The organism is Mycobacterium sp. NGS69 (assembly GCF_059812165.1).
In genome coordinates this window covers 504239-518302 of sequence record NZ_JCALCD010000003.1, presented here as the reverse complement: position 1 = coordinate 518302, position 14064 = coordinate 504239, and the positions used below count along the sequence as shown (strand labels likewise).

The window sequence follows — 14064 nt, the reverse complement described above, 5'->3', positions numbered from 1 at the left end:
TCGACGACAGTAGTGCTAGCGCGCGGGGTTGAGCTCCATCGGGAGGTCGGTGGCGGGCTCGGCCGACGCGTGCCCGTTCCGGATGGCCAGGCCGCCGACGGCGGCGCCGACGAAGAACAGCGCCGCGCTGACGACGATGAGCCGGGTAAAGCTGGCATCCGTGAGCCGGTTGGCGGTGATCACCCCGACGCAGGCCACCGCGACCAGCGCGGAGGTGCGCCCCGTCGCGTTCTGGATCGCGGCGGCGATCCCGCTGTGCGCGGACTTGACGGCGGACAGATTGACCACGGTCAGGGGCGTGACGGCAAGGACCATGCCGACGGCCAGCACGATCCGGCCCGGCAACACGTCGGTGATTGCGTGCAGTCCGTGCGCGGTGGGGCGGATGAGCAGCAGCCCGAGCCCGGCCACCGCGGGACCCGCCATCAGGAAGATGCGCGGGCCGATCCAGGCGGCCAAGCCGCCGACGCCGCGGGCGAACAGCAACGACATGATCGGGCTGGGCAGCGTGATCAGGCCCGAGGCGGTGGCCGAGTACCCCGCGACCTCCTGCAGGTACAGCGCGATCGCCAGCGAACCCATCGTGATGCCGCCGTAGACGAACGCGGTGACGAGGTTGGCCCCGGCGAAATTGCGCGCGGCGAACAGGCTCAGCGGCACCATCGGGTGGGGCGCGCGGCGCTGCCATGCCACGAACGCGAGCAGCGCCGCGATGCCCACCGCCAGCGCCGCCCGGACCAGCGCGTCGGCCCAGCCCCGCCGGCCCTGTTCGATCAGGGCGTACACCGTGGCGGCCAGCCCGACCGCCGACAGCGCGGCGCCGACGACGTCGAGCCGGGCGTGTCCGGACGGTCCGGGGAGCCCGCGCAGCCAATACGTCAGCGCAAAACCGACGGCCATGGGGAGCGCCGACAGGACGTAGATCCAGCGCCAGCCCAGGAAGTCGACGGCCAGCCCGCCCAGCAGCGGCCCCACCGCGAAGGCGGTGCCGGTCCAGGCCGTCCAGGATCCGATCGCGGCGGCCCGGTCGCCGGGCGCGAACGTCGAGTTGATCAGGGCCAGCGAACCGGGCACCAGGAAGGCGCCGCCCAATCCCTGGACGAGGCGCCCGGTGATCAGCATCGACGGGGTGCCCGCGGTCGCCGCCAGCGCCGAGCCCAACCCGAAGGCCGCCAGCCCGAAGCGCATCACCGGTATCCGCCCGAACAGGTCGGAGATGGCGCCGCCGGGCAGGACCATGGCCGCCACGGCCAGCAGGTAGCCGTCGACGACCCACTGCTGGGTGCACATGCCCCCGCCGATGTCGCGTTCCGTGGCCGGCAAGGCCAGGTTCACGACGGTGCCGTCGAGGAACACGACCATCGAGACCATGATCGCCACCGTCATGACCCGCGTCGTCGGGGCGACATCAGGGAACTTCACGAAACCGGTCCTGCTCTGCTCGGTGAATCTCGGATGCTGGTTAGTAGCCAACGGGGTTACAGCAGTTCCTCACGAGCCGGCGAGCCGAACGGTTCACGCGTGTGCCGCAATGCGTTTCACGAGCCCCGGTGCCACGGCCCGGTGCACGGGGCCGACCACGGCCCACACCGTTCGGGCGGCGATCCGGTTGTAGTGCACGCCGGTGATGAGCATGGTGCGACCATTTCGGCGCCGCAGCGTCAGCCGGCCCCGTATCAGCGGCCCGCCCGACGTCAGCACGATCTCGTCGTCATCCGAACGGGTGATCGGCCAGCCGATGATGTGATCCGGCGAGGAGTACGGGCCCAGGCGAAGCCGCAGCACGTGGCGGTGGACCCACAGCACCAGGCTTCCACCCGGGCCCGGTTTGCGCCCGACCGCGTCGCGCAGCGCCCGTTCCGCTGTGCGCGAATCGCCTTGGGGGATGGGGACTTCGAAGACGTCCGTGTAGTCGTCCCCGCTGCCGGCGAGCGCCGCCGCCGCAACGCGTCTCAGCATCGCGCGCACCGCGATCCGGTGTCCGCCGGTTCCGATGACCAGCGCGCGATAGGCCTTGCCGTGAACACCGGGGAAGGCCGCCCACGTCAGCGCGCGCAGCCTGGTGCGATCCGCCGACTCGGCGTCCAGTTCGAACACCAGCCGGTAGACCGCGAACGGGTGGCGGCCCTTGAGCGCGAACAGCTCCGGGCGCTGCGCCCGGTCCAGGACGAAGCCCGGCGGCACGGTCGACGGGTCGCGCGGGTCCCGGCACATCACCCGCAGCAGCGCCGACCACGTGTCGTCGCGATTCGCGTTCACGGTTATGGCATGCTCATCGATATAGGGTAATCGTTCCATATAGAAGGAATGTACTAGATCATGGCGCCACCGCGGAAGCACGAAACCGATGTGATCCTCGACGCAGCCCGCGCACTGGTGCTCGACGGGGGACCGCGGGCGGCGAGCGTCGCGGCGATCTCGCAGGCGAGCGGCGCACCCGCCGGCACGCTGTATCACCGGTTCGGCAACCGCGACGGCATCCTGACAGCGGCGTGGCTGCGGGCGCTCGAACGTTTCCAGGCGCGGGCGCTGGGCGCCGAGGGCGAGACGGCCGTCGACGCGGCGGTGGCGATGGCCGTGGCCGCCGTCGGCTTCGCCCGTGAGCTCCCTGAGGACGCCCGGCTGTTGTTGACCATCCGGCCCACCGACCTGCTCGACGACGAGCCCGACGCGGCGTTCCGGGAGACGCTCGCCGCGATGAATGCGCCTCTGACCGAACGGCTTTCGGTCCTGGCGAAGCAACTGTACGGAAGACGCGACCGGCGATCGGTCGACGCCGTCGCGCGCGCGGTGGCCGACCTGCCGTATGCCGTCGTCCGTCGCCACGCGCATGACGAGCCGATGCCGCCCTGGCTCGAGGCCGACGTCGCGGCGTCGGCCCGCGCGGTGCTAGAGAGTTTTGCCGAACGCGCGTAAGGACTCCACCTGCGCGGGGTCCAGCGAGGGGCGCACGGTCTTGCGGGCGGTGGCGAGGTCGGCGGCCGTCACGTCGGAGGCGTCGAGGGAGCGCCGCATGGCCGTGAGCGCGGCCTCCCGGAGCAGCGCGACGCAGTCGGCGGCGCTGTAGCCGTCGAGCGAGGCGGCGACCTCGTCGAGGTCGACGTCGTCGCTCAGCGGGATGGATTTGCCCGCGGTGCGCAGGATTTCGCCGCGGGCCGCGGCGTCGGGCGGTTCGACGAACACCAGCCGTTCCAGCCGGCCCGGGCGCAGCAGAGCGGGGTCGATCAGGTCGGGCCGGTTGGTGGCGCCCAGCACCACGACGTCGCGCAGCGGGTCGATGCCGTCGAGCTCGGTCAGCAGCGCGGCGACCACCCGGTCGGTCACGCCGGAGTCGAAGCTCTGCCCGCGCCGGGGCGCCAGCGCGTCCACCTCGTCGAGGAAGACCAGCGACGGCGCCGAATCGCGGGCCCGCCGAAACAGTTCGCGCACCGCCTTTTCCGAGCTGCCCACCCACTTGTCCATCAGCTCGGAACCCTTGACCGCGTGCACGGACAGCTGCCCCGTGCTGGCCAGGGCGCGGACGACGAACGTCTTGCCGCAGCCGGGCGGCCCGTAGAGCAGCACGCCGCGCGGGGGATCCACGCCGAGCCGGGCGAAGGTGTCGGGATGCTGCAGCGGCCACAACACCGCTTCGGTCAGGGCCTGGCGGGCCTCGGCCATGTCGCCGACGTCGTCCAGCGTCACGTTGCCGACGGTCAGCTCCTCGCTGGCCGAGCGGGACAGCGGCCGGATGACGGTCAGCGCGCCGACGAGGTCGTCCTGGGTCAGCTTCGGCGGTTGCCCGTCGGCGCTGGCCCGCGAGGCCGCCCGCAGCGCGGCCTCACGCACCAGCGCGGCGAGGTCGGCGACGACGAAACCCGGCGTGCGGCCGGCGATCTCGTCGAGGTTCAGAGCGCCGGTCGGCACCGGTTTGAGCAGCGCCTCCAGCAGCGCCTCGCGGGTGGCGGCGTCGGGCAGCGGCAGGCCCAGCTCGCGGTCGCACAGGTCGGGGGCGCGCAGCCGGGCGTCGAGCTGGTCGGGGTGCGCGGAGGTGGCGACCAACGCGACGCCGCCGGTGGCGACGGCGGCGCGCAGCTCGCCGAGGATCAGGGCGGCCACCGGCTCGGCGGTGGCCGGCAGCAGCGCGTCGACGTCGGCGATCAGCAGGACGCCGCCCCCGTCGCGAACCCTCTTCACGGCCGCGGCAACGGTTTTCAGCCGGTCGTCGGCGGCCAGCGCGCCCACCTCGGGCCCGTCGAGCTCGACCAGCCTGCGGCCGTCGCACACCGCGCGCACCAGCGTCACCTTGCCCACGCCGGCCGGGCCCGACACCAGCACACCGAGGTTGGTGGTCGCGCCCAGGCTCTCGAGCAGGTGTGGCTCGTCGAGCGAGAGCTTCAGCCATTCGGCGAGCTTGGCGGCCTGCGGCTGCGAGCCCTTGAGCTCCTCGACGAGGATCTCCGGGGTGCCGGTGGGCAGCTCTTCGCGCGGCCCGGCCACGGCCGGGACCCCGGTTCCCCAGCTGACCAACGAGTTCGGCTGCACGCTGACCGGTCCCTGCGGGTCGACGTCGGTGACGGTCAGCAGTTCCGAGGTCCAGCTGATCCCGACCGAGGAGGCCAGCGCCCGGGTGGCCTCGGAGGTCGAGAACGGCGGACCCAGGTCGCGCGGCAGCAGCGACACGGCGTCGCCGACGGTCATCACCTTGCCCAGCAACGCCTGCCGCAGGGTGACCGGCGTGATCGAGGTGGCGGCCATCGACGAGCCGGACAGTGTCACCGACCGCGCGCCGTAGACGGTGACCGCGCTGACGATCACCGCGGTGCCCTCGCGCAGCCCGGCGTTGGACAGCGTCACGTCGTCGAGCAGCACGATGCCGACCGGGGTGTCCGGGCCGGCGAGGCCGACGACGGCCGCGGTGGTCCGCGACCCGGTCAGCGAAACCGCGTCCCACTCCCGGATACCAAGGGCCGCAACGGCGTTCGGGTGTATGCGGACGACGCCGCGGCGTGAGTCGACGGCTGAGGTGTTCAGCCTGGCGGTGAGGGTGAGCTGACGGGCGCCGCCGTCGGGCATCATCGCAGGCGCCCGCCCGGCTTCCGCAGCCCCAGCCGCGTCGTCGACCGGCGGCTCGGCTGCAACCGGCGGTTCGCGCGCCGCACTGCGCGGCGCTGCTTGGGCTGGTCGTCCCAGACCTCCGGGTGCTTGTCGAGCCAGCGCTTGGTGCGTACGGCGAACGGCACGTGGCACAGGTAGGCGATGATGATCACCCAGATCAGGATGTAGGGCTCCAGCACCGCGGCGGCCGCGACGGCCGCGAGCACCGCCAGCAGGGGAACCGCCCAGTTCGGCGGAATCGCCACGGTGTGCAGCTTCTTCATCGGGATCGCGCTGACCATCAGCATCGACGTCCCGGTGATCCAGATCGCGAGGAACCACACCGACGTCCACCAGCCCTCGCCGAACTGCAACTTGAGGCCGATTGTGCCGATCATGGAGACCGCGCCCGCCGGAGCGGGCATCCCGACGAAGAATTCATGCTGGTAGGCGAGCTGGGTTTCGTCGTCCTGCTGCGCGTTGTACCGCGCCAGTCGTAGCACGACGCACACCGCGTAGAGCAGCACCACCGCCCAGCCGACCGGCCACTTCGACAGCAGCATCACGTAGACCACCAGCGCGGGTGTCACCCCGAAGTTCACCGCGTCGGCCAGCGAATCGATCTCGGCGCCGAGCCGCGACTGGGCGCCCAGGATGCGGGCCACTCGTCCGTCGAGCGCGTCCAGGATCGCCGCCGCGGCGATCAGCGCCATCGCGGGTATGGGCTTGCCGTCGAGGGCGAACTTGATCGACGTCATGCCCGCGCAGATGGACAGCACCGTCATCGCGCTGGGCAAAAGTTGCAGGCTGGCGGTTCGCCTATCCCGGCGCTTGTCGGTCATCGCAGTTCGGCCAGGACGGTCTCGCCGCCGACCGCGCGCTGGCCCACCTTCACCAGCGGCTCCGTCCCGGGCGGGAGGTAGGTGTCCAGCCGGGAGCCGAACCGGATCAGGCCGTAGGTCTCGCCGATCGACAGCTTGTCCCCGACGCGGGCGTCGCAGATGATGCGGCGCGCGAGCAGCCCGGCGATCTGGACCGCCACCACGTCGGCGCCGGCGTCGGTCCGGATCCGCAGGCTGGTGCGCTCGTTCTCGGTGCTCGCCGCGGCCAGGTCGGCCGAGCCGAAGCGGCCCGGCCGGTGTTGCACGGCGATCACCTCGCCGCTCACCGGGGCGCGCTGCACGTGGGCGTCCAGCAGCGACAGGAAGATGCTGACCCGCGGCAGCGGCGCGTCGCCCATGCCGAGCTCGGCCGGCGGGGCGGCCGCGTCGATCACGCAGATCTCGCCGTCGGCCGGGGCGACGACGGCGCCGGGCCGCGAGGGCGGCACCCGCGGGGGATGGCGGAAGAACCCCGCGCAGGCGCCGGCGGCCAGCAGGCCCGCCCGGCGCAGCCATCGGTGGTTGCGCCCAAGAAGCGCCGCGCCCAGGCCGGCGGCGATGAACGGCCGCCCGGCCGGGTGAACCGGCGGAATGGCGGAGCGCATCAACTCGAGGGCGTGCTGCGGGCTGAAGGCCGGGTCCTCGGCGGTCGGGCCGACGGTGGGGGGGCGTCTTGCCACGCGGCCATCTTACGGAGCCCGGGGGTTAACTCAGATCCCAGACCTGGAGCTCGGTCCCCGCGGACACCTCGACGACGTCCTCCGGGATGTCCAGCAGCGCGTTCGCCGACGCCAGCCACCGCAGATGGTGGGAGGCCGGCGGACCGTAGCTGGTGACGCTGCCGGATTCGCGGTCGAGTATCGCCCGCCGGAACTGGCGTTTGCCGCGCGGCGAGGTCAGCGATTCGGCCAGGACCGCGGGCCGGTGCGGTCGCTCCGGGTCGGGCAGGCCCATCGCCCGGCGCAGCGCGGGACGGATGAAGACCTCGAAGGACACCAGCGCGCTGACCGGGTTGCCGGGCAGCGTCACGATCGTCGCGCCCGCCACCCGCCCGATGCCCTGCGGCATGCCCGGCTGCATCGCCACCTTGACGAACTCCACCCCCTGGTCGCCGTCCCGCCCGAACGCGTCCTTGACGACCTCGTAGGCGCCGGCGCTGACGCCGCCGCTGGTGATGATCAGGTCGCAGCCGGCCGCGTGGCGGTCGAGGATCGAACTGAACTGCGCGACATCGTCTTCGGCGGTCGCGACGGCGATCACCTCGGCGCCCGCCTCGCGCACCGCCCCGGCCAGCATGATCGAGTTGGACTCGTAGATCTGCCCGGGCCGCAGCGGCGCCCCCGGCGCCACCAGCTCCGAGCCGGTGGACATCACCAGGACCCGTTGGCGCGGAATGACTTTCAGCTCCGCCATGCCCAGCGCCGACGCCAGGCCGAGCACCGCCGGCGTGACCACCTGGCCCGCGCGCAGGACGGTGGTGCCGGGCGCGACGTCCTCGCCGGCCCGCCGGATGTGGGCGCCTACCGGGCGCGGCGCCCGGATCGCCACGGATTCGACGCCGCCGTCGGTGTCCTCGACCGGCACCACGGCCGTCGCGCCGGCCGGCAGGGGCGCGCCCGTCATGATGCGGTGCGCGGTTTTCGGTTGCAGGGCCAGCTCGTCGATGCGGCCGGCCGGAATGTCCTCGGCCACTTCCAGCACCACCGGGTGCTCGGGCGTGGCGCCCGCGACGTCCTCGGCGCGCACCGCGTATCCGTCCATCGCGGAGTTGTCGAACACCGGCAGCGCCAGCGACGCGACCACGTCCTCGGCCAGCACCATGCCCTGGGCCTCGGCCAGCGCGACCGCGACCGCCGGGCGGGCGCCGATCATCTCCGCAACGACTCGCTGATGCTCTTCGACTGACCGCACCCGGCCATTATCGGCCCTCCCCGATCGGCGGCCTCCGACGTAAGGTTGAGAACGTGATTACCGGGTTGGCCCACACCGGGGTGTGCGTACGCGACTGCGAGGCTGCGGTGGCGTACTACCGGGACGTATTGGGCCTGCGTGTGCTCTCGCCGCCGTATGTCATGAGCGGTAATGCCATTCGCGAGGACATGGGCGAGCTGGTCGGTGACCCGAGCATGAAGGCGGCCATCGTCGGTTTCGGCGACGACGGCGACCGGGTGCTCGAGGTGATCGAATACCTCAACGTCGACGGCTCGGCCGGTGCCGGTCGGGCCCTGACCGACCCCGGGCTCTCGCACGTGGGGCTGATCTGTGAGGACCTCGACGCCACGCGCGCCGAACTGGAGGGCAAAGGAGTGCGCTTCCTGGTCAGCGGGATCGCCGACGTCGCGCGGGTGCGCACCACCTGGTTCGTCGACCCCTTCGGCGTGGTGTTCATCCTGGTGGAAAAGAGCCGCCCCGAGCGACCGTATTTCGCGCAATGGGGGTGAAGCCGCGCGTCGGGATCATCGGCGCGGGGGCCGGCGGCATCGCGATGGGCATCCAGCTGGCCGAGGGCGGCTACGACTTCACCATCTTCGACCGGGCCGACGGCTTCGGCGGGACCTGGCGGCACAACACGTTTCCGGGCGCGGCCTGCGACGTGCCGTCGCACCTCTACTCGTATTCGTTCGCGCCCAACCCGCGCTGGAGCAAGACCTACGCCAACCAGCCCGAGATCCTGGCCTATCTCGAGAAGGTCGCCGCCGACCACCAGCTGGCGTCGCGGTTGCGCCCCCACGCCGCGATCGACACGGTGCGCTGGTCGGACCGGGAGCGGCGCTGGAAGCTGCGCACCGACGACGGCGCCGAGCACCACTTCGACGTCGTCGTCAGCGCCGTCGGGATGCTCGACGTGCCGAACGTCCCCGGCATCCCCGGCGCGCGCCGGTTCCGCGGACGCCAATTCCATTCGGCGCGTTGGGATCACAGCAAGCCGACGGCCGGGGAGCGGGTCGCGTCCATCGGAACGGGCGCCAGCGCGATTCAGTATGTGCCCGCGATCGCGCGAGAGACCGCGCACCTCACCGTGTTTCAGCGGACCCCGATCTGGATCGCGCCGCGGTTCGACTTCCCGTTCACGCCCGAGCAGCACGCGGAGTTCGAGCGCCACCCCGAGATGGCGCGCAAGCTGCGCGACGAGGCGTTCGACGCCTACGAGTCGTCCGACTTCGACGTCGACGCCACGCAGACGCGCGAGGCGACCGAGCTGGCCCGCAGCTATTTGATGCGCAAGGTCGCCGATCCCGAGCTGCGCGCGAAGCTGACGCCGGACTATCCCGTCGGCTGCAAGCGACCCCTGATGTCGCGCGAGTGGTACCCGACGTTCGCCCTGCCCAACGTGAGCCTGGAGACGACCGCCATCGCCGAGCTGACCGAGCGCGGGGTGCGCACCGTCGACGGCGTCGAGCACCGCGTCGACACCGTCATCTACGGCACCGGGTTCAAGGCCGCCGACTACCTGGCGAGCATCGACGTGTACGGGTCGGGCGGTCGCCACCTCCGCGACGAGTGGAGCGGGGGCGCGGAGGCCTACCTCGGCACCCTGATCGCCGGGTATCCGAACTTCTTCACGCTGTACGGCCCGAACACCAACGGCGTCAACTCAATCCTGTACATCCACGAGGCGCAGACGACGTTCGTCCGCCACATTCTCGACGTCATGGGCGACCGCGGCGCGCGCACGATCGAGGTCACGCCCGCGGCGCAGCGCCGCTACAACGACGAGATCCAGGCCGCGATGACGGGCAAGGTCTGGCTCGCCTGCACCAACTACTTCCGGCACCCCAGCGGCAAGGTCGTCACCCAGTTGCCCTACAGCGGCCGGACGTTCTTCGAGCGGACCCGCGAGCTGGTCGACGGCGATTACCGATTCGCTGGTTAGCGGCCGGCGCGGCGCGGTGGCGGTGAACGATGCGCACCCCGCGCTCGCCCCGGTGCCGGGCCGGCGCCCCAATTTCGGCTTGCCGCAAGGCAGTTGGCGATGGCGGCCGGCTGCCCTGCCTCACCCGCTTGACCCGCTCCGCGGCCCTGATCGGGGCGCTGCGCGCCATCTCGATTTTGGTCCGCGCCCACGCCGCTTCCCGCTTCGACTGCGGCTTCTTGGCCTGCACGGCCAAACCCTACGTCGCGGCGCGGCCGGTCATTACCGCTCAACACCGAATGTTCGCCGAGCATTAACCCGGCTCTTGCACCCAATAGTTGTCGTGGCGGATGAACCACTCCCGGCGTTCGTCGTCGGTCATGTCGGCCAGCGCCGCGAAGCCTTCGAAGTACGCCTCCCGCGGCGCGCCGGGCGCGAACAGCATCAGGACCGATGCGGGCGCGTCCGCCTCGTTGCGGAATCCGTGCACGCCACCGGGTGGGACGTAGAGGAAGTCGCCCTGGTGGCCGTCGACCCACTCGTTGCCGTCGAAGAGCTTCATCGTCCCGGACAGGACGAAGAACGCCTCGGACATCGCCCGGTGATAGTGCGCCGGCGGGCCGCCGCCGGCCGGGGCGATGTCGACCCGGTACAGGCCGTAGTCGCCGTCGGTGGCCTGCTGGTTGGCCAGGTAGTGGTACTTCGTCCCGAAGGTCTCGTGGTCGGGCGGCTCGTCGGCACGCTTGAGCCACGCGCTGACCTCCGGTTCGTCCTTGGTGTAGCGGGGCGGTGGGTAGGGCGGAACGGCGAGGGACATGCCTCCAGTGTTACCCCCTCAGTCGAACCGGTAGACCACGCCGGTGAGCTGCTCCGAGACCTCCCACAACCGCCGCTGCAACTCGGCGTCGTGCGACTTCCGGCTGGACGCGACGACTTTCGGGTAGCCGCGGGTTTCGGCGAACCCGTCGGGGCCGTAGTACTGGCCGCCGAGCACGCCGGGGTCGGTCGCGGCGCGCAGCGTCGGGAGCGCGCCCATGGCCGCGTCCTGCGCAATCACGCTGAAGAACACGTTGACGAGCGGCCGGAACGCCGCGGGCGTGTAGCGGCCCAGCTCGGTGTTCGACCCGCCGGGATGGGCGGCGGCGGCGATCGTCGTGCCATGCGGGGCGAGCCGGCGCTGCAGCTCGTAGGTGAACAGCAGGTTGGCCAGCTTGGCCTGTCCGTACGCCGCCACGCGGTTGTAGCGCCGCTCCCACTGCAGGTCGTCGAAGTGGATGTCGGCGAGGATGCGATGGCCCATGCTGCTGACGGTGACGACCCGGGAGCCGGCGACGGGCAGCAGCCGGTCCAGCAGCAGGCCGGTGAGCGCAAAGTGGCCGAGGTGGTTGGTGCCGAACTGCATCTCGAAGCCGTCCTCGGTGGTTTCCTTCGGCGTGTACATGACGCCCGCGTTGTTGATCAGCAGGTCGATGCGGTCGTGGGCGGAGCGCAGCTGCTCGGCCGCGGCGCGGACCGAGTCCAGTGACGTCAGGTCCAGCTCCTGCAGCGCGACGTCGGCGTGGGGGCTCTTGGCGGCGATCCGGGCCGCGGCGTCCTTGCCCTTCTCCAGGTTGCGCACCGCGAGCACCACGTGGGCGCCGTGGTCGGCGAGCGCCTGGGCGGTCTCGTAGCCAAGGCCGGTGTTGGCCCCGGTGACGACGGCGACGCGACCGGTCTGGTCGGGAATGTCCGCGGCGGCCCACTTGGCCATGGGAAGCTCCTAAAACTAGTAAGGTAAACGGGGCGAGCGCTCCGGTTGCTTGCACACTATACGGAACGCCCGCCCCGCTTTGTCAACCGATCCGAGGTGAACTTGTGGCGCAACCCGCACGGCCGCTGCGCGCCGATGCGGCGCGCAACCGTGCGCGCGTGCTGGACGTCGCCTACGACACCTTCGCCGCCGAGGGCCTGACCGTGCCGATCGACGAGATCGCCCGGCGCGCCGGCGTCGGGGCCGGCACGGTCTACCGGCACTTCCCCACGAAGGAGGCGCTCTTTCGGGCGGTGATCGAGGACCGGATGCATCGCCTCGTCGATGACGGGCGCGCCCTGTTGGAGTCCGAGGGCCCGGGGGAAGCGCTCTTCGCCTTCCTGCGCTCCATGGTGCTGCAGTGGGGCGCGGCCGACCGCGGACTGGTCGACGCCCTGGCCGGGTACGGAATCGACATCGCCTGCGCCGCTCCCGAGGCCGAGGACGCGTTCAAGGCCATGCTCGGCGAGCTGCTGCACGCCGCGCAGGAAGCGGGCGCCGCGCGCCGGGACGTCGAGATGCGGGATCTGAAGGCGATCCTGGTCGGATGCCAGGCGATGGAGGCCTACGACCCCGCGCTGGCCGGGCGGGTGACCGACGTCGTCGTCGACGGTTTACGCGCGCAGCGATAACGCCCGGGCCGTTCTTGCACTCGGCATAGGCGAGTGCTAAGAATGACTTTGGCACTCGCCACCGGTGAGTGCTAGGTCGGGACGGTGAGACCAGTTTGGTCGTCCGTCGCGGGCACTGCGCCCGGCCAGAACGTAGTCATCCCCAATCCGGAGGAATCACTTCGCAATGGCCAAGACAATTGCGTACGACGAAGAGGCCCGTCGCGGCCTCGAGCGGGGCCTCAATGCCCTCGCCGACGCGGTAAAGGTGACGTTGGGCCCCAAGGGCCGCAACGTCGTCCTGGAGAAGAAGTGGGGTGCCCCCACGATCACCAACGATGGCGTGTCCATCGCCAAGGAGATCGAGCTGGAGGACCCGTACGAGAAGATCGGCGCCGAGCTGGTCAAGGAAGTCGCCAAGAAGACCGACGACGTCGCCGGTGACGGCACGACGACGGCCACGGTGCTGGCCCAGGCGCTGGTGAAAGAGGGCCTGCGCAACGTCGCGGCCGGCGCCAACCCGCTGGCTCTCAAGCGCGGCATCGAGAAGGCGGTCGAGAAGATCACCGAGACCCTGCTGAAGTCGGCCAAGGACGTCGAGACCAAGGAGCAGATCGCGGCCACCGCGGCCATCTCCGCGGGCGACCAGTCGATCGGCGACCTGATCGCCGAGGCGATGGACAAGGTCGGCAACGAGGGCGTCATCACCGTCGAGGAGTCCAACACCTTCGGCCTGCAGCTCGAGCTCACCGAGGGCATGCGGTTCGACAAGGGCTACATCTCGGGCTACTTCGTCACCGACGCCGAGCGTCAGGAAGCGGTCCTGGAGGACCCCTACATCCTGCTGGTCAGCTCCAAGGTGTCGACCGTCAAGGACCTGCTCCCGCTGCTGGAGAAGGTCATCCAGGGCGGTAAGCCGCTGCTGATCATCGCCGAGGACGTCGAGGGCGAGGCCCTGAGCACCCTGGTGGTCAACAAGATCCGCGGCACCTTCAAGTCGGTGGCCGTCAAGGCCCCCGGCTTCGGTGACCGCCGCAAGGCGATGCTGCAGGACATGGCCATCCTCACCGGTGGTCAGGTCATCAGCGAGGAGGTCGGTCTGTCGCTCGAGACCGCCGACATCTCGCTGCTGGGCAAGGCCCGCAAGGTGGTCATCACCAAGGACGAGACCACCATCGTCGAGGGCGCCGGTGACCCGGACGCCATCGCCGGCCGGGTGGCCCAGATCCGCACCGAGATCGAGAACAGCGACTCCGACTACGACCGCGAGAAGCTGCAGGAGCGCCTGGCCAAGCTGGCCGGCGGTGTTGCGGTGATCAAGGCCGGAGCTGCCACCGAGGTGGAGCTCAAGGAGCGCAAGCACCGCATCGAGGACGCGGTCCGCAACGCCAAGGCGGCCGTCGAGGAGGGCATCGTCGCCGGTGGCGGCGTGGCCCTGCTGCAGGCGGCACCGGCGCTGGACGAGCTGAAGCTCGCCGGCGACGAGGCCACCGGCGTCAACATCGTCAAGGTGGCGCTGGAGGCTCCGCTGAAGCAGATCGCCTTCAACTCCGGGCTGGAGCCCGGCGTGGTCGCCGAGAAGGTCCGGAACTCGAAGGCCGGTACGGGGCTGAACGCCGCCACCAATGAGTACGAGGACCTGCTCAAGGCCGGCGTTGCCGACCCGGTGAAGGTGACCCGTTCGGCGCTGCAGAACGCAGCGTCCATCGCGGGGCTGTTCCTGACGACCGAGGCCGTCGTGGCCGACAAGCCGGAGAAGGCGGCCGCTCCCGCGGGCGACCCGACCGGCGGCATGGGCGGCATGGACTTCTAAGTCCGCAGCTACGAAGAAGCCCGGTCCCTTCGGGGGCCGGG

At 71.0% G+C, this 14064-nt stretch carries 14 protein-coding genes; 6 read left to right on the top strand and 8 right to left on the bottom strand.

Annotation, left to right across the window (positions count from 1 at the left end):
• Window positions 1–15: 15 nt before the first annotated feature.
• Both AC5Y2S_RS11825 and AC5Y2S_RS11820 read right to left on the bottom strand, forming a co-directional pair.
• A complete protein-coding gene (locus tag AC5Y2S_RS11825; RefSeq protein WP_499956326.1) occupies window positions 16–1422 on the bottom strand; it encodes an MFS transporter in 1407 nt (468 codons plus the stop codon).
• Between the two features lie 93 nt (window positions 1423–1515).
• Complete coding sequence (locus AC5Y2S_RS11820) at window positions 1516–2298, bottom strand: DUF2867 domain-containing protein (protein ID WP_499956325.1); 783 nt, start codon at window positions 2296–2298, stop codon at window positions 1516–1518.
• Window positions 2299–2319: 21 nt separating this feature from the next.
• Between AC5Y2S_RS11820 and AC5Y2S_RS11815 the strand changes: the two genes are divergently transcribed.
• Window positions 2320–2916, top strand: a complete 597-nt coding sequence (locus AC5Y2S_RS11815) for a TetR/AcrR family transcriptional regulator (RefSeq protein WP_499956324.1) — start codon at window positions 2320–2322, stop codon at window positions 2914–2916.
• Here AC5Y2S_RS11815 and AC5Y2S_RS11810 read toward each other — a convergent pair.
• The 4 genes from AC5Y2S_RS11810 to moeA are packed head-to-tail and all read right to left on the bottom strand — an operon-like array spanning window position 2890 to window position 7868.
• Entirely contained in the window at window positions 2890–5055 is a 2166-nt protein-coding gene (locus AC5Y2S_RS11810; protein ID WP_499956323.1) for an AAA family ATPase, read from the bottom strand. The genes AC5Y2S_RS11815 and AC5Y2S_RS11810 overlap by 27 nt on opposite strands.
• Window positions 5055–5918 (bottom strand): CDP-diacylglycerol--serine O-phosphatidyltransferase, encoded by an 864-nt coding sequence (gene pssA / locus AC5Y2S_RS11805; protein ID WP_499903095.1) that lies wholly within the window; start codon window positions 5916–5918, stop codon window positions 5055–5057. The genes AC5Y2S_RS11810 and pssA overlap by 1 nt, the downstream gene beginning before the upstream one ends.
• Complete coding sequence (locus tag AC5Y2S_RS11800; protein ID WP_499903096.1) at window positions 5915–6637, bottom strand: phosphatidylserine decarboxylase; 723 nt, start codon at window positions 6635–6637, stop codon at window positions 5915–5917. Before AC5Y2S_RS11800 ends, pssA begins: the two co-directional genes overlap by 4 nt.
• Window positions 6638–6662: 25 nt before the next feature.
• Window positions 6663–7868 (bottom strand): molybdopterin molybdotransferase MoeA, encoded by a 1206-nt coding sequence (moeA, locus tag AC5Y2S_RS11795; protein WP_499956322.1) that lies wholly within the window; start codon window positions 7866–7868, stop codon window positions 6663–6665.
• Window positions 7869–7921: 53 nt separating this feature from the next.
• Here moeA and AC5Y2S_RS11790 point away from each other — a divergent pair, with 53 nt between their 5' ends.
• The 3 genes from AC5Y2S_RS11790 (at window position 7922) to AC5Y2S_RS11780 (ending at window position 10127) form a co-directional block, all read left to right on the top strand.
• Entirely contained in the window at window positions 7922–8398 is a 477-nt protein-coding gene (locus AC5Y2S_RS11790) for a VOC family protein (protein ID WP_499956321.1), read from the top strand.
• Window positions 8389–9831, top strand: a complete 1443-nt coding sequence (locus AC5Y2S_RS11785; protein WP_499956320.1) for a flavin-containing monooxygenase — start codon at window positions 8389–8391, stop codon at window positions 9829–9831. The genes AC5Y2S_RS11790 and AC5Y2S_RS11785 overlap by 10 nt, the downstream gene beginning before the upstream one ends.
• 128 nt (window positions 9832–9959) lie before the next feature.
• The gene (locus AC5Y2S_RS11780) at window positions 9960–10127 is read left to right on the top strand and encodes a hypothetical protein (RefSeq protein WP_499956319.1); all 168 of its coding nucleotides are present in this window, start codon (window positions 9960–9962) and stop codon (window positions 10125–10127) included.
• Here AC5Y2S_RS11780 and AC5Y2S_RS11775 read toward each other — a convergent pair.
• Together AC5Y2S_RS11775 and AC5Y2S_RS11770 are read right to left on the bottom strand one after the other, a co-directional pair.
• Window positions 10124–10627, bottom strand: coding sequence for a cupin domain-containing protein (locus tag AC5Y2S_RS11775; RefSeq protein WP_499956318.1), 504 nt, complete (start codon window positions 10625–10627; stop codon window positions 10124–10126). The genes AC5Y2S_RS11780 and AC5Y2S_RS11775 overlap by 4 nt on opposite strands.
• A gap of 18 nt (window positions 10628–10645) precedes the next feature.
• Entirely contained in the window at window positions 10646–11560 is a 915-nt protein-coding gene (locus AC5Y2S_RS11770) for an SDR family NAD(P)-dependent oxidoreductase (RefSeq protein WP_499956317.1), read from the bottom strand.
• A 104-nt stretch (window positions 11561–11664) separates the two neighbouring features.
• On the opposite strand from AC5Y2S_RS11770, the gene AC5Y2S_RS11765 reads away from it, so the two are divergent.
• Both AC5Y2S_RS11765 and groL read left to right on the top strand, forming a co-directional pair.
• Window positions 11665–12231 (top strand): TetR/AcrR family transcriptional regulator, encoded by a 567-nt coding sequence (locus AC5Y2S_RS11765; RefSeq protein WP_499903103.1) that lies wholly within the window; start codon window positions 11665–11667, stop codon window positions 12229–12231.
• Window positions 12232–12397: 166 nt separating this feature from the next.
• Window positions 12398–14023 (top strand): chaperonin GroEL, encoded by a 1626-nt coding sequence (groL, locus tag AC5Y2S_RS11760; RefSeq protein WP_499956316.1) that lies wholly within the window; start codon window positions 12398–12400, stop codon window positions 14021–14023.
• Window positions 14024–14064: the final 41 nt, after the last annotated feature.

Coding starts and splice junctions, on each gene's coding strand:
- AC5Y2S_RS11815 (WP_499956324.1), top strand. CDS start 2,320: ATGGCGCCACCGCGGAAGCACGAAACCGATGTGATCCTCGACGCAGCC.
- AC5Y2S_RS11820 (WP_499956325.1), bottom strand. CDS start 2,298: ATGGAACGATTACCCTATATCGATGAGCATGCCATAACCGTGAACGCG.
- AC5Y2S_RS11775 (WP_499956318.1), bottom strand. CDS start 10,627: ATGTCCCTCGCCGTTCCGCCCTACCCACCGCCCCGCTACACCAAGGAC.
- groL (WP_499956316.1), top strand. CDS start 12,398: ATGGCCAAGACAATTGCGTACGACGAAGAGGCCCGTCGCGGCCTCGAG.
- AC5Y2S_RS11770 (WP_499956317.1), bottom strand. CDS start 11,560: ATGGCCAAGTGGGCCGCCGCGGACATTCCCGACCAGACCGGTCGCGTC.
- AC5Y2S_RS11785 (WP_499956320.1), top strand. CDS start 8,389: ATGGGGGTGAAGCCGCGCGTCGGGATCATCGGCGCGGGGGCCGGCGGC.
- AC5Y2S_RS11810 (WP_499956323.1), bottom strand. CDS start 5,055: ATGCCCGACGGCGGCGCCCGTCAGCTCACCCTCACCGCCAGGCTGAAC.
- pssA (WP_499903095.1), bottom strand. CDS start 5,918: ATGACCGACAAGCGCCGGGATAGGCGAACCGCCAGCCTGCAACTTTTG.